This is a genomic window from Streptomyces sp. NPDC104309 (genome assembly GCF_055584025.1).
The window spans coordinates 401,507-427,297 of sequence record NZ_JBVJMV010000001.1 but is presented as its reverse complement, the minus strand read 5'-3'; the positions used below and the strand labels follow the sequence as shown (position 1 = coordinate 427,297).

3 protein-coding genes are annotated in these 25,791 nt (G+C 73.4%); all 3 read right to left on the bottom strand.

The annotated features are described in order from the left end of the window. Positions 1-79: 79 nt before the first annotated feature. The 3 genes from ACZ68L_RS01270 to ACZ68L_RS01260 are packed head-to-tail and all read right to left on the bottom strand — an operon-like array spanning position 80 to position 25,772. A complete protein-coding gene (locus ACZ68L_RS01270) occupies positions 80-9,781 on the bottom strand; it encodes a type I polyketide synthase (protein WP_469573178.1) in 9,702 nt (3,233 codons plus the stop codon). Positions 9,782-9,837: 56 nt separating this feature from the next. Further along, complete coding sequence (locus tag ACZ68L_RS01265; RefSeq protein WP_469573176.1) at positions 9,838-14,847, bottom strand: type I polyketide synthase; 5,010 nt, start codon at positions 14,845-14,847, stop codon at positions 9,838-9,840. Next, positions 14,844-25,772, bottom strand: a complete 10,929-nt coding sequence (locus ACZ68L_RS01260; protein WP_469573174.1) for a type I polyketide synthase — start codon at positions 25,770-25,772, stop codon at positions 14,844-14,846. The genes ACZ68L_RS01265 and ACZ68L_RS01260 overlap by 4 nt, the downstream gene beginning before the upstream one ends. Between the last annotated feature and the right edge of the window lie 19 nt (positions 25,773-25,791).

Here is a 25,791-nt window from a genome sequence, read left to right as displayed (position 1 = left end):
CGCATCGGCAGTTCGCGCATCAGCAGTTCGCGCATCAGCAGTTCGCGCGTCAGCAGTTCGCGCGTCGGTAGTTCTGGCATCAGGCGTCCTTCGTCCCTGTCGCCATCCGGACGAGGTCGTCGATGTCCATGGCGTTGATCTCGTCCACACGGTTCTCGTCCACCCGGTCCCCGGACCCGGGCACCTCCCGACCCGCCCCGGCCTCTTCCCCGTCGGCGGCCCCGGCCAGGCGCAGCAGCCGGTCCAGCAGGCCTGCCGCGCGGATCCTGGCGATCGGCACGGCGGCGAGTACGGCACGCGCCTCGGCGTCCTCCGAGGTCTCGGCGCCCGCGGCGTCAGGCCCGGCGTCCCGGCCGGTGTCCGCCGGCAGCAGTTCGCGGCGCAGCCGGTCGCGCAGCGCCACCGGGGACGGCTCGTCGAAGACGACGGTGGTCTCGAGACGCACGCCGGTGGCTGCGGTGAGCCGGTTGCGCAGATCGACCGCCATGACCGAGTCGAACCCCAGCTCCTTGAAGGCTCGTTGGGGCTCCACGGCGTCGGCGGAGGGATGCCCCAGCGCGGCGGCCGCCTCCGTGCGCACCAGCTCCAGGAGCGTCCTGTCGCGCTCCGCTTCGGACGCCGATGCGAGCCGCTCCCGCAGGCCGGCGGCCGGCGAGGCGGCCATGTCCTTGGCCGGCTCGTCGGTCCTGAGCGCGGCGGCGGCCTCGGGGACGTCCTCGATCAGCGGCCGGGCCCTGGAGATGGTGAAGGCCGGCGCGAACCGCGTCCAGTCGATGTCGGCGACGGTCAGACAGGTCTCGCCCTGCTCCACGGCCTGGACGAGCGCCCGCACGGCCGACTCGGCCGCCATCGGCCGCAGTCCGCGGCGTACGAGGGTGTCCTCGGCGGCGTCGTCCACCATGCCGCCGCCCGCCCAGCCGCCCCAGGCGACCGAGGTCGCGGGCAGCCCCCGGGACCTGCGGTGCTCCGCCAGGGCGTCGAGAGAGCAGTTGCCGACGGCGTACGCGCCCTGCGCGGCGCCACCCCAGACAGCCGCCCCCGAGGAGAACAGGACGAAGGCGTCCAGCGAGCCGTCGGCGAACAGTTCGTCCAGGTACGCCGCGCCGGCCGCCTTCGCCGCCATGACGCGGGCGAACTCCGCCGGGTCGGAATCCCTGAGGCCCGCCTGCAGCGTCTCCCCCGCGGCGTGCACCACCGAGCGGATGGGCGCGCCGTCGGCCGCCTCCACCTCCTTGACCAGGGCGGCCAGGGCCGTGCGGTCCGCCACGTCACAGGCCGCCAGGGTCACCCGGACTCCCATGCCGGTGAGCTCGTCCCGGAGCACAGCCGCGCCGGGGGTGTCGGCACCCCTGCGCCCGGTCAGCACCAGATGCTCCGCGCCGTGCCCGGCGAGCCAGCGGGCGACATGGCCGCCGAGGGCCCCCATGCCGCCGGTGACCAGCGCGGTGCCGCGCGGCCGCCAGGGCTTCACGGCCTTCGTACGGTCGGCGGGTGCCCGCACCAGCCTGCGTACGACCACGCCCTGGGAACGCACGGCCAGTTGATCCTCGTCACCGGCCCCGGCGAGCAGTCCGCAGACCCGGGCGGCCGACTGCTCGTCGAGCACGTCCGGCAGGTCGATGAGGCCGCCCCAGCGCTCGGGGTGCTCAAGACCGATCACCCGGCCGAGCCCCCAGGTCTGTGCCTGGACCGGCCGGGCGAGCGGCTCGGCGCGGCTCACCGAGACCGCTCCGCGTGTCAGGCACCACAGGGGTGCGGTGACGTCCAGGTCCGTCATGGCCTGGACGAGGGAGGTGGTCGCCGCGACGCCCGCGGGAACCACCGGATGGAAGGGGTCGGGGCGTTCGTCCTGCGCGAGGAAGGAGAGGACACCGTCGACGGGCCCGAAGACGAGCGCGTCCCCGAGCCACTGGAGGGCCATGGCCCGTCCCGTGTCGTCGGCCTCGAAGGGCACGCGTACGGTACGCACACCTCGCCGGGCCAGCCCCTGCTCCACCGCGCGAACGGGCTCGTCGTCCTTCACTCCCTGGGAGGTGACGATCAGCCAGGTCCCGGACGGCACGGCGCCGCCCGGCGCGACGGCGCGCTCCAGCGGCTTCCAGACGACGCGGTACCGCCAACCGTCCACGACGGACTGTTCGCGCTGCCGCCGCCGCCACGAGGACAGCGTGGGCAGCACGTCCGACCAGGAGTCCCGGCCGTCCGCGCCGATCCCCAGGGTGTCGGCGAGCGTCCCGAAGTCCTGGTTCTCCACGGCGTCCCAGAACGCGGTGTCCACCGGGTCACCGCCGTGCGCCGCCGGGGCGGCGAGGGCCATGGGCTTCGGCCAGTAGCGCTGTCGTTGGAAGGGGTAGGTGGGCAGGTCCACGTGCATGGCCTGCTGCCCCGCGAACATCGCCTCCCAGTTCAGCTCCACACCGTGGACATGGGCTTCTGACAGCGAGGTCATGAAGCGGTGTGTCTCGTCCTCGTCACGGCGCAGGGTGCCCAGCGCGACCGCGTCGTTCTGGCCGGCCTCCTCGAAGGTCTCCTGCAATCCCAGGTTGAGGACCGGGTGCGGACTCACCTCGATGAACACAGACAGACCATCGGCTTCCGCCGCACGCACCGCCTGCTCGAACTCCACCGTGGAACGCAGATTGCGGAACCAGTAACCGCCGTCCAGACCCGTCGTATCGTCCAGCAGACCGCCGGTCAGCGTCGAGTAGAACGGCACCCGCCCCGCAACCGGCGCAACCCCCGCCAGCAACTCCGCCAGCTCCTCCTCGATCAGCTCCACCTGGGCCGAATGCGAGGCATAGTCCACCGCGATCCTCTTCGCCCGCACACCCTCCTCCGTGCAGGACGCCACCAGCTCCTCCAACGCATCCGGCTCACCCGACACCACCACAGACGACGGACCATTCACCGCGGCCACCGAGATCCGTCCGCCCCAGACGGTCAGACGCTCACGCACCTCCGCGACCGGAAGCGACACCGAAACCATGCCACCGCCACCGGACAGCGCCAGCAGAGCACGCGACCGCAGGGCCACCACCCGCGCACCGTCCTCCAGCGACAGGCCCCCCGCAACCACCGCAGCCGCGATCTCACCCTGCGAGTGACCGATCACCGCCGCCGGCTCCACACCGCATGCCCGCCACAACTCCGCGAGCGACACCATCACCGCCCACAAGACGGGCTGCACCACATCCACCCGGTCGAAGCCCGGGGCACCTTCCGTACCGCGTACGACGTCCAGCAACTGCCAGTCCGTGGACGGCTCCAATGCCGCCCCGCACTCCGCCATCCGCGCCGCGAACACCGGAGACGACCCCAACAGCCCAGCCGCCATACCCGCCCACTGCGCACCCTGACCCGGGAACACAAACACCGGACGCACAGCCCGGCCCGCCACACCCCGCACCACATCCCCAGCAGCACGCCCCTCGACCACCGCCGACAACGCACCCGCCAAAGAACCCGCATCACCCGCAAGCACCACCGCACGATGCTCGAACCGCGACCGGCCAAGCGCCAACGCCCGCCCCACAGCCGACAGTTCCGGCAGCACACGACCGCCCTCCACCGCCAGCCGCAACCGCTCCGCCTGCGCCCGCAGCGCACCCTCCGACTTGCCCGACAGTACGAACGGCACACCCGCACCCACCACCGGAGCAGACCCGGCCACGGACACCGCCACCACGGGCTCCGCCTCCGGAGCCTGTTCGATGATGGTGTGGGCGTTGGTGCCGCTGACGCCGAACGACGACACCGCCGCGCGGCGCGGCTGTCCGGTCTCCGGCCAGACCACCTGATCGGTCAGGAGCTCGACGGCACCCGCCGACCAGTCGACGTGCGAGGACGGCGCGTCCACGTGCAGGGTCCGGGGCAGGACGCCATGCCGCATCGCCATGACCATCTTGATGACGCCCGCGACACCGGCGGCCGCCTGGGTGTGGCCGATGTTGGACTTGATGGAGCCGAGCAGCAGCGGCCGGTCCTCGGGCCGGTTCTGTCCGTACGTCGCGATCAGGGCCTGCGCCTCGATGGGGTCGCCCAGTGTCGTGCCCGTGCCGTGCGCCTCCACCGCGTCGACGTCCGCGGGCGTCAGGCCCGCGCTCGCCAGCGCCTGGCGGATGACGCGCTGCTGTGCGGGGCCGTTGGGGGCGGTCAGACCGTTGGACGCGCCGTCCTGGTTCACCGCGGAACCACGTACGACCGCGAGGACTTCATGGCCGTTGCGGCGGGCGTCCGAGAGACGCTCCACCAGGAGCATGCCGACGCCCTCGCCCCAGCCGGTGCCGTCGGCGGCCTCGGCGAACGCCTTGCACCGGCCGTCCGTGGCCAGGCCACGCTGGCGGCTGAACTCGATGAACGCCGACGGGGTCGACATCACGGTCACACCGCCGGCCAGCGCCATGGTGCACTCGCCCGACCGCAGTGCCTGGACCGCCAGGTGCAGGGCGACCAGCGACGACGAGCACGCCGTGTCGACCGTGACGGCGGGCCCCTGGAGTCCCAGCGTGTACGAGACGCGGCCCGAGACCACGCTCGCCGCGTTGCCGGTGCCCACGAGCCCCTCCGCGCTCTCGGCTGAGCCCAGCAACAGCCCTGTGTAGTCCTGGCTGTTGGTGCCCGCGAAGACGCCGACGCGTGCACCCCGTACCGAATCGGGGTCGATCCCGGCGCGCTCGAAGGCCTCCCAGGACGTTTCCAGGAGCAGGCGCTGCTGCGGGTCCATCGCCAGTGCCTCGCGCGGCGCGATGCCGAAGAACGCGGCGTCGAACTCGGCCGCGCCTGCCAGGAACCCGCCTTCGCGGACGTACGAGGTGCCCTGCTGTTCCGGGTCCTCACTGTAGAGCCGGTCGATGTCCCAACCCCGGTCCGCGGGCAGCGGGGAGACGGCGTCGGTGCCCGACTCCAGGAGCTGCCACAGTTCCTCCGGCGACTGGGCGCCGCCGGGGAAGCGGCAGCCCATGCCGACGATCGCGATCGGGTCGTCGTCGAGGGCGGCCGAGGCGGCCAGCGGCTGGTCGTGCGCGGGGTCGGCGCCGGCGCCGACCAGTTCGTCGCGCAGGTGCCGGGCGAGGACGAGCGGGGTCGGATAGTCGAAGACCAGCGTGGCGGGCAGAGCGAGGCCGGTGCTGCTGCCGAGCAGGTTGCGCAGTTCCACGGCGGTGAGCGAGTCGAAGCCCAGGTCGCGGAAGGCACGGGAGGGCTGTACCGCGTCCGCGGACGTGTGCCCGAGCACGGCTGCGGCCTGCCCGCTGACCAGGGCCAGCAGGAGCTGCTCGCGCTCTCCCGCGGAGGCGCCCGACAGCCGGGCGCGCAGCGCGTCGGTACCCTGTTCGGCCGTCTTCGGCGCGGCGTCGGAGGCCGGCAGGGCGCGCACCTCGGGGAGTTCGCCGATGAACGCGGCGCGCCCGCCCGCCAGGAGCGTGGGGGCGAAGCGCGCCCAGTCCACGTCGGCGACGACGATGTGGGCGGCGCCGTGTTCGACCGCCTGACGCAGCGCGGCCATGGCCTGCTCGGGCGGCAGCGGCGGCATGCCGCCGCGGCGGACGCGCTCGGCGACCACCGGGTCGGCGGCCATGCCGGCCCCCGCCCAGGCGCTCCAGCCGATGGACGTGGCGGGCAGGCCGTGGGCGCGGCGGTCGGCCGCGAGCGCGTCGAGGAAGGCGTTGCCCGCCGCGTAGGCACCCTGGCCGGCGTTGCCGAAGGTGGCGGCCAGCGAGGAGAAGAGGACGAACGCGGACAGGTCCAGGTCGCGGGTCAGTTCGTGGAGGTTGAGCGCGGCGTCGACCTTCGGTCGCAGGACCTTCTCGACCTGCTCCGGGGTCATCGAGGCGAGCATGCCGTCGTCGAGCACACCGGCCGTGTGCACCACCGCGGTCAGCGGCTCGTCGCCGGGCAGCGACGTCAGCAGGGTGGCCAGCGCGTCGCGGTCGGCGGCGTCGCACGCGGCGACGGTGACCTCGGTGCCGAGCCCGGTCAGCTCGGCGACCAGCTCGGCGGCGCCGGGGGCGTCGTTTCCGCTGCGGCTGACGAGGACGAGGCGGGCGGCTCCGTTGCGGGCCAGCCAGCGTGCGGCGACGGCGCCGAGCGCGCCTGTTCCGCCGGTGACCAGGACGGTGCCGGAGGGCTGCCACGCCGTCCGGGTGACCGCCGCGCCCGGGGCGGGCCTGGTGAGCCTGCGGGCGTGAACTCCCGAGGACCGAAGGGCCAGTTGGTCCTCGCCGTCGCGCGCGGCGAGGACGGCGCACAGGCGACGTCCCGCGCGGGCGTCCAGCACGTCGGGCAGGTCGACGATGCCTCCCCAACGTGCCGGTTCCTCGGCCGCCACGACCTGGCCGAGGCCCCAGAGCATCGCCTGTTCCGGGCGCGTCAGCGGATCGGAGGCGCCCACGGAGACCGCGCCGCGGGTGGCAAGCCACAGGGGCGCGGCGACCTGGGCGTCGCCCAGCGCCTGCACCAGTGCGAGGGTGCGGAGCAGGGCTTCGGTGCCGTCGACGCCGCCGGTGGTCGGGCCCGTCAGGGACAGGACTCCGGCGACCGGCAGAGCACGGCCCGACTCGTCCGCTCCGCGCAGGGTGCCCCGGAGCCGCTCGGCGAGCGTGGCCCGCTCGTCACGTCCGGCCCGCTCATCATGTCCGGCCGCTGCGCCGGGTGTCCGCAGCCGTACGACGGCGGCGCCCCGCCCGGCCAGGGCGTCGGCGGCCGCGTCGGTGGTGTCGTCGTCGGGGCCCACGACGAGCCAGGTGCCGGCGGGCGCGGCGTCCTCGGCTTCCGGCACGGTCCGCCAACGGATTTCGTAGCGCAGGGAGTCGAGGGCGGACTGCTCCCGCCGGGCGCGCCGCCACTCGGCCAGTGCGGGCAGCACGACGCTCAGCGGCTGGTCCCCTTCCAGGGCCAGCGTCCCGGTCACGGCGTCCAGGTCCGTGCGCTCCACGGCAGACCAGAATCCGGCCTCGGCAGGGTCTTCGCCGGCCGCGCCGTCGGGGGCCGCCGTCCACGTCAGGGACTCGGGCCAGTACCGGCTGCGCTGGAACGCGTAGGTGGGCAGGGGGACTTGACCGGCGCCGGGCAGGAGGGCGGTCCAGTCCGGGTTCCGGCCGCGTACGTGCAGGCGGGCCAGTGCGGTCAGTGCGGCCCTGGTCTCGGGGCGGTCGCCGCGCAGTACGGGGAAGGCGACGGCGGGTTCGGCCGCCGGGTCGGCGGTGCGGCCCGCCAGGCTGTCCGCCACCAGGGCGGAGAGCACGCCGTCGGGGCCCAGTTCGACGAAGGTGGTGACCCCGTGCTCGGCCAGGGCGCGGACGCTGTCGTCGAAGCGGACGGCCTGGCGGACATGGCGCACCCAGTGCTCGGCGGTGCAGATCTCCTCGGCGGGGACGAGCGCGCCGGTGACGTTGGAGACGATCGGGATACGCGGCGGACGGAACGTCAGCCCCTGGGCGACCGCGCGGAAGGCGTCGAGCATGGCGTCCATGCGCGGCGAGTGGAAGGCATGGCTGACCCGCAGCCGCTTGGTTTTGCGGTCCTGGTCCTCGAAGTGCGCGGCAATCTCAAGAACCGTCGCCTCATCACCGGAAATGACCGTAGCGGCGGGCCCGTTGAGCGCGGCGATCGAGACGCCCTCGACCAGCAACGGCAGGACCTCGTCCTCCGACGCCTGGAGCGAGACCATCGCCCCGCCCTCCGGAAGGGCCTGCATCAGGCGGCCCCGGGCGGCGACCAGCGTGCTGGCGTCCTGGAGGGAGAGGACGCCCGCGACATGGGCGGCGGCCAGCTCGCCGATGGAGTGGCCGGCGAGCAGGTCGGGTTCGATGCCCCAGTGGCCGAGGAGCCGGGACAGCGCGACCTCGACGGCGAACAGGGCGGCCTGGGTGTAGGCCGTCCGGTGCAGCAGGCCGGCTTCGTCGCTCGTCTCCTCGGCGTACAGGACGTCGCGCAGCGGGCGGTCGAGGTGCGGGTCCAGCTGTGCGCAGACCTCGTCGAACGCCTCGCGGAACACGGGAAAGCGGGCGGCGAGTTCACGTCCCGTGCCGAGCCGCTGGCTGCCCTGCCCGCTGAACAGGAACGCGAGCCTTCCCTCCGTCACGGTGCCGTGCACCGGCCCCGCCTCGTCGGCCACGAGGGCGTCGAGGCCGCGCAGCAGCTCGTCGCGGTCCGCGCCGACGACGACCGCACGGTCCTCGAAGGCGGTGCGTGTGGTCGCCAGCGAGTGGGCTACGTCGACGGGGTCGTACTCGGGGTGCGCGGCGAGCAGGGCCCGCAGCCTGGCCGCCTGGCCGGCGAGCGCCGCCTCTCCGCGCGCGGATATCACCCAGGGGACGAGGCCGGGACGTACGGCTGTGTCAGGGCGTTCATCCGTTGCGTCGGGGTGTGCGTCCGCTGTGTCAGGGCGTGCATCCGCGTCGGTGTGCCCGGCCTGTTCGAGGATGACGTGGGCGTTGGTCCCGCTGATGCCGAACGACGAGACGCCCACGCGGCGCGGCTCGCCCGTCTCGGGCCAGTCGGTCCGCTCCGTCACGAGCCGCACCTGACCGGCCGTCCAGTCCACGTGCGGCGTCGGGGCGTCCACGTGGAGGGTGGGCGGCAGCACTCCCTGCCGCATCGCCATGACCATCTTGATGATCCCGGCGACGCCCGCGGCGGCCTGGGTGTGACCGATGTTCGACTTCACCGAGCCCAGCCACAGCGGGCGATCCGCCGAGCGCTCCTGACCGTAGGCGGCCAGCAGCGCCTGCGCCTCGATGGGGTCGCCGAGTACCGTGCCGGTGCCGTGCGCCTCGACCGCGTCGACCTGCTCGGGGCCCAGGCGCGCGTCGGCGAGCGCCTGCTCGATGACGCGCTGCTGGGAGGGGCCGTTGGGCGCGGTCAGGCCGTTGCTCGCACCGTCCTGGTTGACCGCGGAGCCGCGCAGCACGGCGAGGACGCGGTGGCCGTTGCGCCGGGCGTCGGAGAGCCGCTCCACCAGGAGCAGCCCGACACCCTCGGCGAAGCCGGTGCCGTCGGCCGCCGCGGCGAACGCCTTGCAGCGACCGTCGAGGGCGAGTCCGCGCTGTGCGCTGAAACTGCTGAACATGCCCGGGGTCGCCATGACGGTGACCCCTCCCGCGAGCGCCAGCGAGCACTCGCCCTTGCGCAGGGCCTGGGCCGCGAGGTGCAGCGCCACCAGCGACGAGGAGCACGCGGTGTCCACCGTGACCGCGGGTCCTTCGAGACCGAGCGTGTACGAGACCCGGCCGGACACCACGGCCGCGGCGCTGCCCGTGCCCATGTACCCCTCCAGCCCGGCCTGCGCCCCCATCAGCAGATAGGGGTAGTCCTGGCCGTTCGTGCCGGCGAAGACACCGGTCCGGCTGCCGCGCAGCGACTCCGGATCGATGCCCGCCCGCTCGAACGCCTCCCACGCCGTCTCCAGGAGCAGCCGCTGCTGCGGGTCCGTGGCCAGGGCCTCGCGCGGGCTGATGCCGAAGAACGCCGCGTCGAAATCGCCCGCGTCATGGACGAAGCCGCCCTCGCCCGCGTACGACGACCCGTCGGGCGCGGGCTGGAACACGCTGTCCAGGTTCCAGCCGCGGTCCGAAGGGAAGGGCGACAGGCCATCGGTGCCCGCGGCGACCAGGTCCCACAGGTCCTCGGGCGACCGGACGCCGCCCGGGAAGCGGCAGCTCATGCCGATGATGGCGATCGGCTCGGTGTCGCGCTCCTCCATCTCGCGGATCCGCTCGTGCGCCGCATCGAGATCGGTGCTGACCCGCTTCAGGAAGTACCGGAGCTTGTCTTCGTTCGCCATCGGGCGACCCCTCTGTCAGGAACTGTGGTGATCGTGGTGGGTGCCACTGAGGGCGTTCAGGAGATGCCGAACTTCTTGCCGAGGAGCTCGAACATCTCGTCGTCGGAGGCGGATTCGATCTCCTCGCCGACCGGGACCTCGTCTGCGGACCCGCTCTGCAGCCGGGTCAGCAGCGCCTGCACGCGCCGCACCACCCTGGCCCGTCCCGCGTCGTCCGGCGCGACCCCGGCCAGTGCCTTCTCGATCCGGTCCAGTTCCTCCAGCGCGGTCACGGCCACGGTCTCCCCGTCGCGCACGAGCTGCTCGCGCAGGAACCCGGCGAGGCGCTGCGGCGTCGGGTAGTCGAACGCCAGGGTGACCGGAAGCTTGAGTCCGGTCTTGGCGCCGATGCGGTTGCGCAGTTCGACGGCGGTGACGGAGTCGAATCCCACCTCGCGGAAGGCGCGCTTGACCCCCACGGCCTCGGGTCCGGTGAGTCCGAGCACCGCCGCGACCTGCTCGCGCACGGTCTCCAGGAGCAGTGCGTCCTGCTCCGCCTCGGAGAGCCCGGCGAGCCGCTGCACCAGCGCCGACTGCTCCTCACCGCCGGATCCCGCCTGGCCCGTGCCGTCCTGCGCGATGCGGCGGACCTCGGGCACGTCGGCGAGGAGCGGGCTCGGCCGGGCCGCGGTGAAGGCGACGAAGAACCGCTCCCAGTCGATGTCCGCGATCAGCAGACAGGTGGCGTCGTGCTCCACGGCCTGCCGCAGCGCGCCCGCGGCCGCCTCGGGTGCCATCTCGCGCAGCCCGTGCCGGTTGAGGGTCTCACCCAACTCGCCTTCCGCCATTCCGCCGCCGCCCCAGGCACCCCAGGCGATGGAGGTGGCCACCAGACCCGCGGCCCTGCGCTCCTGGGCCAGCGCGTCGAGGTAGGCGTTCCCCGGTGCGTAGTTGCCCTGGCCCGGGGTGCCGACGATGCCGCCGAACGAGGAGAACAGCACGAAGGCGGACAGGTCGTGGTGGCGTGTCAGCTCGTCCAGGTTCCGCGCTGCCCTGGCCTTGGCGTGCAGGGAGTTGGCGAGTTGGTCGGGGGTGAGCGTGTCGAGCAGGCCGTCGTCGAGCGCGGCCGCGGTGTGCACGACGCCGGTCAGCGGATGCTCGGCGGGCACGGCGGCGACGACCTCCGCCAGCGCGTCCCGGTCACCGGCGTCGCACGCGGTGACGGTCACGCGGGCGCCCAGCGCGGTCAGTTCGTCCCGCAGGGCCTGGGCGCCGGGCGCGTCCGAGCCGCGACGGCTGACCAGCAGCAGGTGCTCGGCGCCCTCGCGGGCCAGCGAGCGCGCTACCTGCCCGCCGAGCGCGCCGGTTCCGCCGGTGATGAGCGTCGTGCCCTTCGGGTCCCAGCGCCGGGTGCCGGGGGCGGCGCCGAGCCGGGCGCGGTTGAGGCGGCGTACGAAGGTGCCGGACTGCCGCACAGCCAGCTGGTCCTCGTCGCCGGCCCCGCCGAGCGCGCCGCTCAGCATCGCGGCCGTCCGTTCGTCCAGGTCCACCGGCAGGTCGATCAACCCACCCCAGCGGTCGGGGTGTTCGAGCGCGGCGACGCGCCCCATGCCCCAGGCCATGGCCTGCTCGGGTCCGGCGATGGGGTCGGCGGGTCCCACCGACACCGCGCCGCGCGTGGCACACCAGAGCGGCGCGGACACTCCGGCCTCGCCGAGCGCCTGCAGCAGCGCGACGGTGGCCGCGTAGCCCCGCGGCACGTCCGGCAGTTCGGGGTGCGGCTCGTGGTCGAGCTGGAGGAGCGACAGCACGCCTGCGAGGTCGGCGGGCAGGTCGTGGCCGGCGAACAGGTCGCGCCGCATCTTGCCCCCGTCGACCGTCACGGGCAGCACCTGGGCGCCGTGGTCGGCGAGCGCCGCGAGGCACCCGGCGGTCAGGGCGTCCTCGGCGTGGGTCTCGGGCACGACGACGAGCCAGTGGCCGGACAGCCGGGCGGCGGAGGCGTCGGGCAGCGGACGCCAGGCCACCTCGTAGCGCCAGTCGTCGACGGTGGACAGCTCACGGGTGCGGCGGCGCCACGAGGACAGTGCGGGCAGCATCGCGCCCAGGGCCGAGCGGGCGTCGTCGCCGCCCTCGATCTCCAGCGTTTCGGCGAGACCCTCGAAGTCATCCTGCTCGACCGCGGACCAGAACTGAGCGTCGGCAAGCGAGAGTTCGGCCGCCGCGCCGACGGGCGCCTCCATGACCGGACGCAGGTCGTCGATCCAGTAGCGCTGTCGTTGGAAGGGGTAGGTAGGCAGATCCACGCGGACGGCCTCCTGCCCCGCGAACACCGCCTCCCAGTCCAACTCCACACCATGCACGTGTGCTTCGGACAGTGAGGTCATGAAGCGGCGTGCCTCGTCCTCGTCACGGCGCAGGGTGCCCAGCGCGACGGCGTCACTGTCGGCCGCGTCGAACGTCTCCTGCAACCCCAGATTCAGGACCGGGTGCGGGCTGACCTCGATGAACACGGACAGACCATCACCGGCCGCGGCCCGCACCGCCTGCTCGAACTCCACCGTGGAGCGCAGATTGCGATACCAGTAACCGCCGTCCAGGCCCGTCGTGTCGTCCAGCAGACCGCCGGTCAGCGTGGAGTAGAACGGCACCCGGCCCGCAACCGGCGCAACCCCCGCCAGCAACTCCGCCAGCTCCTTCTCGATCAGCTCCACCTGGGCCGAATGCGAGGCATAGTCCACCGCAATCCTCTTCGCCCGCACACCCTCCTCCGTGCAGGACGCCACCAACTCCTCCAACGCATCCGGCTCACCCGACACCACCACAGAAGACGGACCATTCACCGCCGCCACCGAAACACGTCCGCCCCAGGCCGTGAGGCGCTCGCGGACCTCCGCGACCGGAAGCGACACCGAAACCATGCCGCCACCACCGGACAACGCCAGCAGAGCCCGTGACCGCAGGGCCACCACCCGCGCACCGTCCTCCAGCGACAGACCACCCGCAACCACCGCAGCCGCGATCTCACCCTGCGAGTGACCGATCACCGCCGCCGGCTCCACACCGCATGCCCGCCACAACTCCGCGAGCGACACCATCACCGCCCACAAGACGGGCTGCACCACATCCACCCGGTCAAAGCCCGGGGCACCCTCCGCACCACGCACCACGTCCAACAGAGACCAGTCCGCGAACGGGTCCAACGCCGCCCCACACTCCGCCATCCGCGCCGCGAACACCGGAGACGACCCCAGCAGCCCAGCCGCCATACCCGACCACTGCGCACCCTGACCCGGGAACACGAACACCGGACGCACAGCCCGGCCCGCCACACCCCGCACCGCATCCCCAGCAGCACGCCCCTCGACCACCGCCGACAACGCACCCGCCAAAGAACCCGCGTCACCCGCAAGCACCACCGCACGGTGGCTGAACTTCGTCCTGCCCGTGGCGAGTGAGTGTCCGAGGTCGGCGATCCCGATCCCCGGATGGTTCGCCATGTGTGCGTGCAGACGGCGGAGTTGGTCCTCCAGTGCCTGTTCCGTGCGGGCGGACACGACGACCGGGAGCGGCACGCCGTCCAGCGGTGCCCTGCGGTCCGTGTCCTGCTGCGCGTCCTCCGGCTGCTCCGCCGCAGGTCCCTGCTCCTCCGGCGGTGCCTGCTCGATGATGGCGTGCGCGTTGGTGCCGCTGACGCCGAAGGAGGAGATGCCGCCGCGACGCGGCTGGCCGGTCTCCGGCCAGGGCGTGGGGTCGGTCACCAGGGCCATGCTCCCGTCGGACCAGTCGATGTGCGTCGTGGGGTTCTCGACGTGCAGGGTGGGCGGCAGCGTGCCGCGCTGCACGGCCATGACCATCTTGATCAGTCCCGCAGCTCCCGCGGCGGCCTGGGTGTGACCGATGTTGGACTTCACCGATCCGAGCCACACCGGGCGGCCCGCGGGGCGGTCCTTGCCGTACGTGGCGGCCAGCGCCTGCACCTCGATCGGGTCGCCCAGCGTCGTACCCGTGCCGTGTGCCTCGACGAGATCGACCTGGGCCGGGGACAGGCGCGCGTCGGCCAGGGCCTGGCGGATGACGCGTTGCTGTGCGGGGCCGTTGGGGGCGGTGAGGCCGTTGCTCGCGCCGTCCTGGTTGATCGCCGTGCCGCGGACGACGGCCAGCACCGGATGCCCGTTGCGCCGTGCGTCGGAGAGCCGCTCGACGAGGAACATGCCGATGCCCTCGCCCCAGCCCGTGCCGTCCGCGTCGGCGGAGAACGCCTTGCAGCGGCCGCTGCTCGACAGTCCGCGCTGTCGGCTGAACTCGGTGAACGCGCCGGGGCTCGACATCAGGGTGACCCCGCCGGCCAGTGCCATGGAGCACTCGTTCCGGCGCAGCGACTGACAGGCCATGTGCAGCGACACGAGCGACGAGGAGCAGGCCGTGTCGACGGTGACGGCGGGGCCGTTGAAGCCGAAGGTGTAGGCGACCCGGCCGGAGGCGACGCTGCTGGTGTTGCCGACGCCGAGGTAGATCTCGGTGCCCTCCGGCGGGACGAACACCGTGCTGCCGTACCCCTGGTAGGAGGTGCCGACGAACACGCCGGTCTGGCTGCCGCGCAGGGTCGACATGTCGATGCCGGCCCGCTCCACGGCCTCCCACGACGCTTCCAGGACGAGCCGCTGCTGCGGGTCCATCGCCAGCGCCTCGCGCGGTGAGATGCCGAAGAACTCGGGGTCGAAGTCCGGGATGTCGTAGACGAATCCGCCTTCGAGCGTGTAGCTGCGGGTGGGCTCGTCGGGGTCCCGGAAGAACAGTCCTTCGAAGTCCCAGCCGCGGTCCTCGGGGAACGGGGAGAGCGCGTCGACCTTCGACATCATGATCTGCCACAGGTCTTCGGGGGTCCGCACGCCGCCCGGGAAGCGGCAGCTCATCGCGGTGATCGCGATGGGCTCGCTGTCCTTGGTCTCGGCGGCGTGCAGCCGGCCTCGGGTCTCCTGCAGGTCGGCGGTAACCCGCCGCAGGAAATAGCGGAGCTTGTCGTTGTCGGTCATGGCCTGGGTCCCCCCTCGGAACAGTTCGGTCGGGTGTTGCGGTGTGTTCACGAGATGCCGAACTCCTTGCCGAGGAAATCGAAGATCTCTTCGTCGCTCGCGGCGTCCAGGTCCTTGGGCGCGGCGGCCGGTGCCGCGGCGACCCTGACATCGCCCCACTTCGCGAGCAAGTCGTTGAGCCGCAGGGTGATTCTGGTGCGCTGCTCGTCATCGGAGCCGACGGTCGCGAGCAGGTTCTCCAGGCGGTCGATGCCCGCGAGCACCGGCGCGTCGGAGGCGCCCGCCGTGTCCGGGACGACCTCGGACCGCAGGTACGCGGCCAGTTCGGCCGGGGTCGGGTAGTCGAAGACGAGCGTCGCCGGGAGTCGGAGACCGGAGGCCGCGTTGAGCCGGTTGCGCATGTCGACGGCGATGAGCGAGTCGAAGCCCAGCTTCTTGAAGGCCATGTCCGGTTCGACGGCCGCCGCCGACGCGTGGCCGAGCACAGCCGCGGCGTGGGTGCGGACCAGGTCGAGCACCACGCGGTCGCGGTCCTCCTCGGAGAGCCCGGCCAGGCGCTGTGCCAGGCCGACTCCGCCGGTGCCGGTGGCGTCGTCGCCCGCGGCGGCGCGCGGCGCCGCGGCCCGGACCAGCTTCCGCATCAGCGGCGGCAGCGTGCCGGCCGTCGCCTGGGCGCGCAGGGCCGTGAGGTCCAGGCGCACGGGCAGCAGCAGCGGTTCGCCGGACGCCGTGCCGAGGTCGAACAGGGTGAGGCCCGCCTCGGTGCTCAGGCCGGTGACCCCGCCGCCGCTCATGCGGAGCACTTCCGTGTCACTGAGGTGTCCGGTCATGCCGCTGGCCTGCGCCCAGAACCCCCAGGCGAGGGTGGTGGCCGGGAGTCCGACCGCGCGGCGGTGGTGGGCGAGCGCGTCCTGGAAGGCGTTGGCCGCGGCGTAGTTGCCCTGGCCGGAGCTGCCGAGGGTGCCCGCTGCCGAGGAGAACATCACGAACGCCTTCAGCGCGCTGTCCCGCGTCAGCTCGTGCAGGTGCGCGGTGGCGTCGACCTTGGGGCGCAGCACCGCGTCGAGGCGTTCGTCGGTGAGCGAGGTGATGACACCGTCGTCGAGGACGCCGGCGGCGTGCACCACCGCGGTCAGCGGGTACTCGTCGTCGATGTCCTGGAGGACGCGCGCCAGTTGGTCCCTGTCCGCCGTGTCGCAGGCGACGGCGTGCGCGTGGGCGCCCGCGTCGCGCAGTTCGGCGAGCAGTTCGGCGGCGCCGTCGGCGGCGGCGCCCTGCCTGCTGAGGAGCAGCAGGTGGCGTACGCCGTGCCGGTCGACGAGGTGGCGGGCGAGGGCGCTGCCCAGGGTGCCGGTGCCACCGGTGATGAGTACGGTGCCTCGGTCGTCGAAGGCGGGGTCGGGCGCGGGGTCGGCCGCCGGTCCGGTGCGGACCAGGCGGGGCACCAGCACGGTGCCTTCGCGCAGGGCGAACTGCGGCTCGGGCAGGGTGAGCGCCGCGGGCAGGGCCTGCCACGAGGCCTCGCTGTCGTCGGCGTCCACCAGGACGAACTGGTCGGGGTGTTCGGCCTGCGCCGAGCGGACGAGGCCCCAGGCCGGTGCGGCGGTCAGGCCGTCGACGGTCTCGCCCGCGATGGTGGCCACCGAGCCCGAGGTGCGGATCACCAGTCGCGCGGCGGTGAGGCGTTCGTCGGCCAGCCAGCGCTGGAGCAGGGCGAGCGTGGCACGGGCGACCGTGTGCGCGTCCTGCGCGATGTCTCCGGTCGCGTCACCTGTTCCGGCACCCGTCGTGTCCGTCGCGGTGTCGCCCGTGGTGAGGGCGCCGAGGGTGACGACCACGGTGTCGGGCAGCGGGGCGCCCTTCTCGACCTCCGTGAGGAGTGCGGACAGGTCCGGGTGGGTGTCCGTGCGCACGCCCGCCGCGGTGAGGGGTGCGGGGGCGGCGCCCAGGACCGCCCAGTGCAGGCCCGTGGGCACGGCGGCCGCGGGGGCCTCGGCCCACTCCAGCTGAAACAGCGAGTCGTGGTCGCCGTGTCCCGCGGTCTTGAGCTGCCGGGGGTCGACGGGCCGCATGTCCAGGGAGTCGACCGTCGCCACGGGGGCGCCTGTGCCGTCGGCCACCTGGAAGGCGATGCCGTTGGCGCCGCTCGGGGAGAGCCGCACGCGCAGCACCGACGCCCCGGTCGCGTACACGCGCACACCGCGCCACGCGAACGGCAGCCGCGGCTTGCCCGCGTCCTCGCCGCGTCCCTGGCCCGGACCGAAGGTGCCGAGGCCCATCGCCTGCAGGGCGGCGTCGAACAGCGCCGGGTGCAGCCCGAAGTCGGCGGCTTCGGCGCGGCCGTCCTCGGGCAGGGCCACCTCGGCGTAGATGTCCTCGCCCGACTGCCAGGCGGAGCGCAGACCTTGGAACATCGGGCCGTAGTCGAAGCCGAGGAGCGCGGCCTGTTCGTAGACGCCTTCGAGTTCCAGCGCGGTGGCCGCGGGGGGCGGCCAGGCCGTGAAGTCGAAGCCGGCGTCCGGCGCGCCGTCGCGGACGGCGAGCACACCGGTGGCGTGCCGCAGCCACGGGCGTTCGCCGGGGCCTTCCGCGGCGGAGTCGGCGGGGCGGGAGTGGACGGTCAGCGGGCGGTGCCCGGTACCGTCCGGCACCCCCACCACGAGCTGCACCTGGACGGCGCCCCGTTCGGGCAGCACCAGCGGGGCCTCCAGGGTGAGTTCCTCCACGAGGTCGCAGCCGACCTGCTCGGCCGCGCGCAGGGCCATCTCCACGAAGCCGGTGCCCGGCAGCAGGATGGTCTCCATGACGACGTGGTCGGCGGTCCAGCGCTGCGTCTGCGCCGACAGCTGTCCGGTGAACAGATGACTGTCTGTGTCGGCGAGCGTCACCGCGGCGGCGAGCATCGGGTGGTCGGTCGCGCCGAGCCCGATGGAGGCCGCGTCGCCCAAGCCGCCGGTCCTGATGGGCAGCCAGTAGCGGCGGTTCTGGAAGGCGTACGTGGGCAGGTCGGCCCGCCGTGCGTCGCGTCCGGCGAACAGTGCCGTCCAGTCGAGGCCGGCCCCGTGGACGTACGCGGTGGCCAACGACGTGAGGAACCGTGCGGGGCCGCCCTCTTCGCGGCGCAGCGAACCGAGCACGGCGCCGTTCGCCTGTGCGTCGTCCAGGGTCTCCTGGAGTCCGACGGCCAGGACGGGGTGGGGGCTGATCTCGACGAAGACGCAGTGGCCGGAGCGGAGCAGTCCGCGGGTGACCTCTTCGAGCCGGACGGTCTGGCGGAGGTTGCGGTACCAGTACTCGGCGTCCATGACCGTGGTGTCCAGGAGTTCACCGGTCACCGTGGAGTGCAGCGGCACGTCCGAGGCGCGGGGCGTGATGCCGGACAGGACCTCGCCGAGCCGCTCGTGGATCCGCTCCACGTGGGCGCTGTGCGAGGCGTAGTCGACGTCGATCCGCTTGGCCCGCACGCCCTCGGCGGTGCAGGTGGCGAGCAGGTCGTCCAGTGCGTCGGCGTCGCCGGAGACCACGACGGACGAGGGTCCGTTGACGGCCGCGACGGACAGCCTGCCGTCCCAGCGGGCGATCCGCTCCCGCACCCGGTCGACCGGTTCCGGCACCGATGCCATGCCGCCGAGGCCGGAGAGTTCCAGGATCGCCTTGCTGCGCAGTGCCACCACGCGGGCGGCGTCGTCCAGGGACAGCGCGCCGGCGACGCAGGCGGCGGCGATCTCACCCTGCGAGTGGCCGACGACGGCGGCGGGTTCGACGCCGCCCGCCCGCCACAGCTCGGCGAGCGACACCATCACCGCCCACAGCGCGGGCTGTACGACGTCGACCCGGTCGAAGCCCGGTGCGCCGGGCTCGCCGCGCAGCACGTCGAGCAGCGACCAGTCGGTGTGCGCCGAAAGGGCCGTCGCGCACTCGCGCAGCCGCTCGGCGAACACCGGTGAACAGTCGAGGAGTTCGAGCGCCATGCCCGCCCACTGGGCGCCCTGGCCGGGGAAGGCGAAGACGACCTTGGGCGGTTCGGCGGGGGCGCTGCCCTGGACGAGTCCGGGGGCTCCGGTGCCGTCCGCGAGGGCGGCGAGCCCGTGCAGCAGCTCGTCCCGGTCGCCGGCGACGAGCGCGGCCCGTTGGGCGAGCCCGGCGCGGCCGGTGGCCAGCGACCAGCCGACGTCGGCGAGGACTGCGTCCTCGTGGACCAGCAGGTGCGAGTGGAGCCGGGCGGCCTGCTCGCGCAGGGCGTCCGCGGAGCCGCCGGACAGCACGAACGGCAGCGCGCGGGTGCCGATGAGGGGCTCGTCGGCGGCCGTGGCCGGTGCCTCCGCCGCCGGGTCGGCGGCGGGCTCCGTACCCGCGTCGTCGCCCTGTTCGAGGACGACGTGCGCGTTGGTGCCGCTGATGCCGAAGGAGGACACGGCCGCGCGGCGCGGCCTGCCGGTCTCGGGCCATGGCACGGCTTCCTGGAGCAGCGACACCGCGCCGGCCGTCCAGTCGACGTGGGAGGTGGGCTCGTTCAGGTGGAGGCTGCGCGGCGCCGTTCCGTGCCGCATCGCCATGACCATCTTGATGATCCCGGTGACGCCCGCGGCCGCCTGGGCGTGGCCGATGTTGGACTTGATGGAGCCGAGCAACAGCGGCCGGTCGGCGGGGCGGTCCTGGCCGTAGGTGGCGAGGACGGCCTGGGCCTCGATGGGGTCGCCGAGCTTGGTGCCGGTGCCGTGCGCCTCGACGACATCGACGTCCGCGGTGCCGAGCCCCGCGTTGGCCAGGGCCTGGCGGATGACGCGCTGCTGGGAGGGGCCGTTGGGTGCGGTGAGGCCGTTGCTCGCGCCGTCCTGGTTGATCGCCGAGCCGCGGAGCACCGCGAGCACCGGGTGGCCGTTGGCGCGGGCGTCGGACAGCCGCTCGACGAGCAGCAAGCCGACGCCCTCGCTCCAGCCGGTGCCGTCGGCGGACTCGGCGAAGGCACGGCAGCGCCCGTCCGAGGCGAAGCCGCCCTGCCCGCTGAGCCCGGCGAAGCCGGCCGGGGTGGCCATGACCATGACGCCGCCGGCCAGTGCCAGCGAGCACTCGTCCTGCCGCAGCGCCTGGGCCGCCAGGTGCAGCGCCACCAGCGACGAGGAGCAGGCGGTGTCGACGGTGACCGCCGGGCCCTCAAGTCCGAACGTGTAGGAGACGCGGCCGGAGATGACGCTGGCGGTGGTGCCGGTCAGGATGTACCCGGCGTTGCTGTCCTCCGCCTGCTGGAGCAGGCCGGTGTAGTCCTGGCCGCTGGAGCCCACGAAGACGCCGGTGCGGGAGCCGCGCAGCGAGGTCGGGTCGATGCCCGCCGCCTCGACGGCCTCCCAGGCGGACTCCATCATCAGCCGCTGCTGCGGGTCCATCGCGATCGCCTCGCGCGGCGATATCCCGAAGAACGCGGGGTCGAAGTCGCCCGGGGCGGCGAGGAATCCGCCGCTGAGCCCCTCGATGTCCCAGCCGCGCTCGGCGGGTACGTCGGTGATGGCGTCCACGCCGTCGGCCACCAGGCGCCACAGGTCCTCGGGGGTCTCCACGTTCCCCGGCAGCCGGCAGCTCATGCCGACGATGGCGATGGGTTCGTCGCTGTCGACGGCTCTGACCGGGCCGGGGGTTCCCGCGGGTGCGGCCGATCCCGCCAGGAGCGAGGCCACGTGCGCGGCGAGCGCGGCGGGGGTCGGGTAGTCGAAGACGAGGGTGGAGGGCAGCCGCAGCCCGGTGACGAGGTTCATGCGGTTGCGCATCTCGATCGCGGTGAGCGAGTCGAAGCCCAGGTCGTTGAAGGCGCGTCCGGCGCCGATCTCGTCCTGTGCGGCGTAGCCGAGTACGGCGGCGGCCTGGGCCCGCACCAGGTCGAGGACCGCTGCCGCGCGGTCGTCCTCGTCGAGGCCTGCCAGTCGCTGCGCGAGCGGTTCCTCGCCGGAGCCGCCGTTGTGCGCGGCGGGCCTGGCCGGCAGTCGCACCAGGCCGCGCAGCAGCGGCGGCACGGCGTCGGCCGTGGTGGCACCGCGCAGCCCGGACACGTCCAGGGGTGCGGGCACCAGGGTCGCGTCGTCCAGGGTGCGTGTGACGTCGAACAGGGCCAGGCCGTCCGCCGACTCCAGCGAGCCGACACCGGACCTGCCGATCCGGCTCAGCTGGGTGTCGTCGAGGCTCGCGGCCATGCCGCTGCGCTCGGCCCACAGGCCCCAGGCGAGCGAGGTCGCGGCGAGGCCGCGGGCGCGGCGGTGCTGGGCGAGGGAGTCCAGGAAGACGTTGGCCGCGGCGTAGTTGCCCTGTCCCGCGCCGCCGAGGGTGGCGGCGACCGAGGAGAACAGGATGAACGCGGAGAGGTCCAGGTCCTTGGTGAGTTCGTGCAGCGCGACCGCGGCATCCACCTTGGGCCGCAGCACCGCGGTGACGCGCGCCGGCGTCAGCGCGTTGAGCACACCGTCGTCGGTGATGCCCGCGGCGTGCACGACGGCGGTCACCGGATGCTCGGCGGGGACGGCGGCGAGGAGCTCAGCGAGCCGGGCACGGTCGGCGACATCGCAGGCCGCGACGGTCACCGTGGCGCCGAGGCCGGTGAGTTCGGCCTTCAGTTCGGCCGCGCCCGGCGCTTGCGGGCCGCTCCTGCTGACGAGCAGCAGCCGCTCGACTCCGTGCGTGGTGACCAGGTGTCTGGCGAACAGCTTGCCGAGCGTGCCGGTGGCACCGGTCATCAGTACGGTGCCGCCGGGCCTGCCGAGGAGCGGTGCGTCGGCGGGGGCCTCGGGCGCTGCCGCCCGGCCGAGCCGGGGCACCCGCACCTGCCCCGCCCTGATGGCGCACTGCGGTTCGCCGGCGTCCAGGGCCTGCGGGAGCGCGCGGTGCGATGCGGGCAGTCCGTCGAGGTCGACGAGGATGAACCGGCCGGGGTTCTCCGACTGCGCCGAGCGGATCAGGCCCCACACGGTGGCCTGTGCGACGTCCTCGACCTCGTCGTCGGCGGTGGCGCCGACCGCGCCGCGGGTGACGAAGACCAGGCGGGTGTACGCGAACCGGTCGTCCTCGACGAGGATCTGGGCGAGCGCGAGGGCACGGGCGGCGGCTCCGTGCGCCGACTCGACGGTGTCCGTGCCGGGTTCGGATACACAGGGAACGAAGAGGACGTCGGGCACGGGCCCGCCCGCCTCGACGGCCTCGCCGAGCTCCACCAGGTCCGGGTACCGCAGGTTCGCGGGCAGCCCGAAGGCGGTGTCGCCGAGGACGGCCCAGCCGCTGGTGTCCGGCGCCGTGCCGGTCTCCGTGAGCACCGGCCACTCGACACGGAAGAGACGGTCGTGGTGGGCGCTGCGGGCGACGTCGAGCTGCTCGGCGGAGACCGGGCGCAGCGCCGTGGCCTCGACGGAGGCGACGGGCGCCCCGGTGCCGTCGGCCAGCGCGACCGACACGGTGTGGCTGCCGGTCGGGGTGAGCCGCACCCGCAGCTCGGCCGCACCGGTGGCGTACAGGGAGACCCCGGTCCAGGAGAAGGGCAGCCGCTCCTGGCCGGACTCCGTGTCGTCGCCGGAGCCCAGCATGGCCCGCGCGTGCATTGCGGCGTCGAACAGGGCGGGGTGCAGGCCGAACCTGCCGGCCTCGGCGGCCGGTTCCTCCGGCAGACGGACCTCCGCGAAGACCTCTTCGCCGCGCCGCCACACCGACCGCAGGCCCTGGAAGGCGTGCCCATAGCCGTAGTTGGCGGCGTCGAGCCGGGCGTAGAAGTCGTCCATGGGGATCTGGACGGCCTCCGGGGGCGGCCAGGCGGTGAAGTCGCTCCAGTCGGGTGCCGCGGCCTGGCCGGCGGCGAGCACTCCGCTGGCGTTGCGGGTCCAGGCGTCCTCGCTCTGTGCGTCGTCGGCCCGCGAGTAGACGTACAGCTCGCGGTGTCCGCTCTCGTCAAGGGTGCCGACGCTCATCTGTACGGCGATGCCGCCCTCGGCGGGCAGGATGAGCGGCGCCTCAAGGTTGAGCTCCACGACCTGCCCGCAGCCGAGTTGGTCGCCGGCGTGGACGGCCAGCTCGACGAAGGCGGTGCCGGGCAGCAGGACGGTGCCGAGGACGGTGTGGTCGGCGAGCCAGGGGTGGGTCTGCAGGGAGAGCCTGCCGGTGAACAGCATGCCGTCGTCATCGGCCAGGGCGACCGCGGCGCTGAGCAGCGGGTGTTCGGCCGCGCGGAGCCCCATGGCGGTGGCGTCGCCGGCCCAGGCGGATGACAGCTTCGGCCAGTACGAGGCCCGCTGGAAGGCGTAGGTGGGCAGCGCGGTCACGTGCGCGCCGGTGCCTTCGAAGAGGGCAGTCCAGTCCGGTCCTGCGCCGTGGACGTGCAGTTCGGTGAGGGCGGTGACGAGCGCTTGGCCCTCGGGTCTGTCCGTGCGCAGCGCGGGGACGAAGGCGGGCTCCGCGGTCCCCGCGGGGAGATCGGTCAGGCAGTCCTGGCCGAGGGCGGTCAGTACGCCGCCGGGGCCGATCTCCAGGAACGCGGTGACGCCGTGGTCGGCGAGCGCCCGGATCCCGTCGTGGAAGCGGACGGCCGCACGGACGTGGCGCACCCAGTAGTCGGGGTCGGTCAGTTCCTTGGCGGCGATGACGCCGCCGGTCACGTTCGAGACGACGGGCAGTTCGGGCGCGTGGAACTCCAGGGTCCCGGCGAACTTCCCGAACTCTTCGAGCATGGCGTCCATGTGCGGCGAGTGGAAGGCGTGGCTGACCCGCAGACGCTTGGTCTTGCGGCCCTCGCCCTCGAAGTGCGCGGCGATCCGCAGGACGGCCGCCTCGTCGCCGGAAATGACGGTGGCGGACGGACCGTTGAGGGCGGCGATCGAGACACCGTCGACCAGGAGCGGCAGGACCTCGTCCTCCGCCGCTTGCAAGGAGACCATCGCTCCACCCGTCGGGAGCGCTTGCATCAGACGGCCCCGGGCCGCAACGAGAGCGGCGGCGTCTTCGAGGGACAGCACCCCGGCCACGTACGCGGCCGACAGCTCACCGATCGAGTGGCCCAGCAGGAAGTCGGGCTTCACGCCCCACGACGTCACCAGCTCGAACAGCGCAACTTCGAGAGCGAACAGACCGGCCTGCGTGAACTGCGTCTGATCCAGCAGCGCACCACCCTCGAAGACCACCTCACGCAGGGGCTGGCTCAGATGACGGTCCAGCTCCGCACACACCGCGTCGAACGCGTCCGCGAACACCGGGAACGTCGCGTGGAGTTCACGCCCCATGCCGGCGCGCTGCGAGCCCTGCCCGGAGAAGAGGAAGCCGAGCAGTCCGCTCTCCGGGGCGGTGCTGCGGGTCACGCCCGCGGCCGACTCCCCGGAGACCAGCGCCCGCAGACCACGCAGCAGGCTCTCGCGGTCCGTGCCGACGACGGCGGCCCGGTGATCGAGGGCCGCCCGGCTGGTGGCGAGCGAGAAGGCCACGTCCAGCGGGCTCGCGTCGGTGGTCTCCGCGTACGACAGCACCTGCGCGGCCTGTGCCAGCAGGGCCTGTTCGGTCTTGCCCGACACCGTCCACGGCAGCACGGGAAGCTCGGCCGCCGGGCCGGTCTCCTGCGGTGCGGGGGCCTCCGCGGCGGGCGCCTCCTCTATGACCGTGTGGGCGTTCGTCCCGCTCATGCCGAACGACGAGATGCCGAACCGCTTCGGGCGGTCCGTCGCGGGCCAGGGCGTCGCCTCGGTCAGCAGCCGCACCGCACCGGCCGACCAGTCGACGTGCGGGGTGGGCTCGTCGATGTGCAGCGAGCGGGGCAGCGTCCCGTGCCGCATCGCCTCGACCATCTTGATGATGCCCGCGACACCGGCGGCCGCCTGGGTGTGCCCGATGTTGGACTTGACCGAACCGAGCAGCAGCGGCCGGTCCTCGGGCCGGTTCTGCCCGTACGTCGCGAGCAGCGCCTGCGCCTCGATGGGGTCGCCCAGCGTCGTACCCGTGCCGTGCGCCTCCACCGCGTCGACGTCCGCCGGGGACAATCCGGCATTGGCCAGAGCCTCTTGGATGACGCGCTGCTGCGAAGGCCCGTTGGGGGCGGTCAGACCGTTGCTCGCGCCGTCCTGGTTCACCGCGGAACCGCGTACGACCGCGAGGACCTGGTGGCCGTTGCGGCGCGCGTCGGAGAGGCGCTCCAGGAGCAGCAGACCCGCGCCCTCGGCCCAGCCCGTGCCGTCGGCAGCCTTCGCGAAGGCCTTGCAGCGGCCGTCCGTGGCCAGGCCGCGCTGCCGGCTGAACTCGATGAACGCACCGGGCGTCGACATGACCGTCACGCCGCCGGCCAGCGCCAGCGAGCACTCGCCCTGCCGCAGCGCTTGCGCGGCCAGGTGCAGCGCGACCAGCGACGACGAGCAGGCCGTGTCGACGGTGACGGCGGGGCCCTCCAGGCCGAACGTGTAGGACAGCCGTCCCGACACCACGCTGGCCGCCGTGCCCGTCAGACCGTAGCCCTCGACGCTGTCCGGCGAGAACTGCAGCAGCGACGCGTAGTCCTGGCCGCTGGACCCGGCGAACACTCCGACGCGCTCACCCGACAGCGACAGCGGGTCGATGCCCGCCCGCTCGAACGCCTCCCACGCCGTCTCCAGGAGCAGCCGCTGCTGCGGGTCCATCGACAGCGCCTCGCGGGGGCTGATGCCGAACAGGCCGGGGTCGAACTCCGTCGCCCCGTCGAGGAATCCGCCCGACCGCACATAGGACGTGCCCGCGGCGTCGGGGTCGGCGTCGTAGAGCCGTGTGATGTCCCAGCCGCGGTCGTCCGGGAAGGGCGACATCGCGTCGCCGTCCTCGGCGACCAGCCGCCACAGGTCCTCGGGGCTCGCGACCCCGCCGGGGAAGCGGCAACTCGTCGCGACGATCGCGATGGGCTGCTGCTCCTCGGACTCCACCTCACGCAGACGCTGCCGGGTCTGGTGGAGGTCGGCCGTCACCCGCTTGAGGTACTCGAGGAGCTTTTCGTCAGCCACCATTACCGCTAACCCCTTTGTA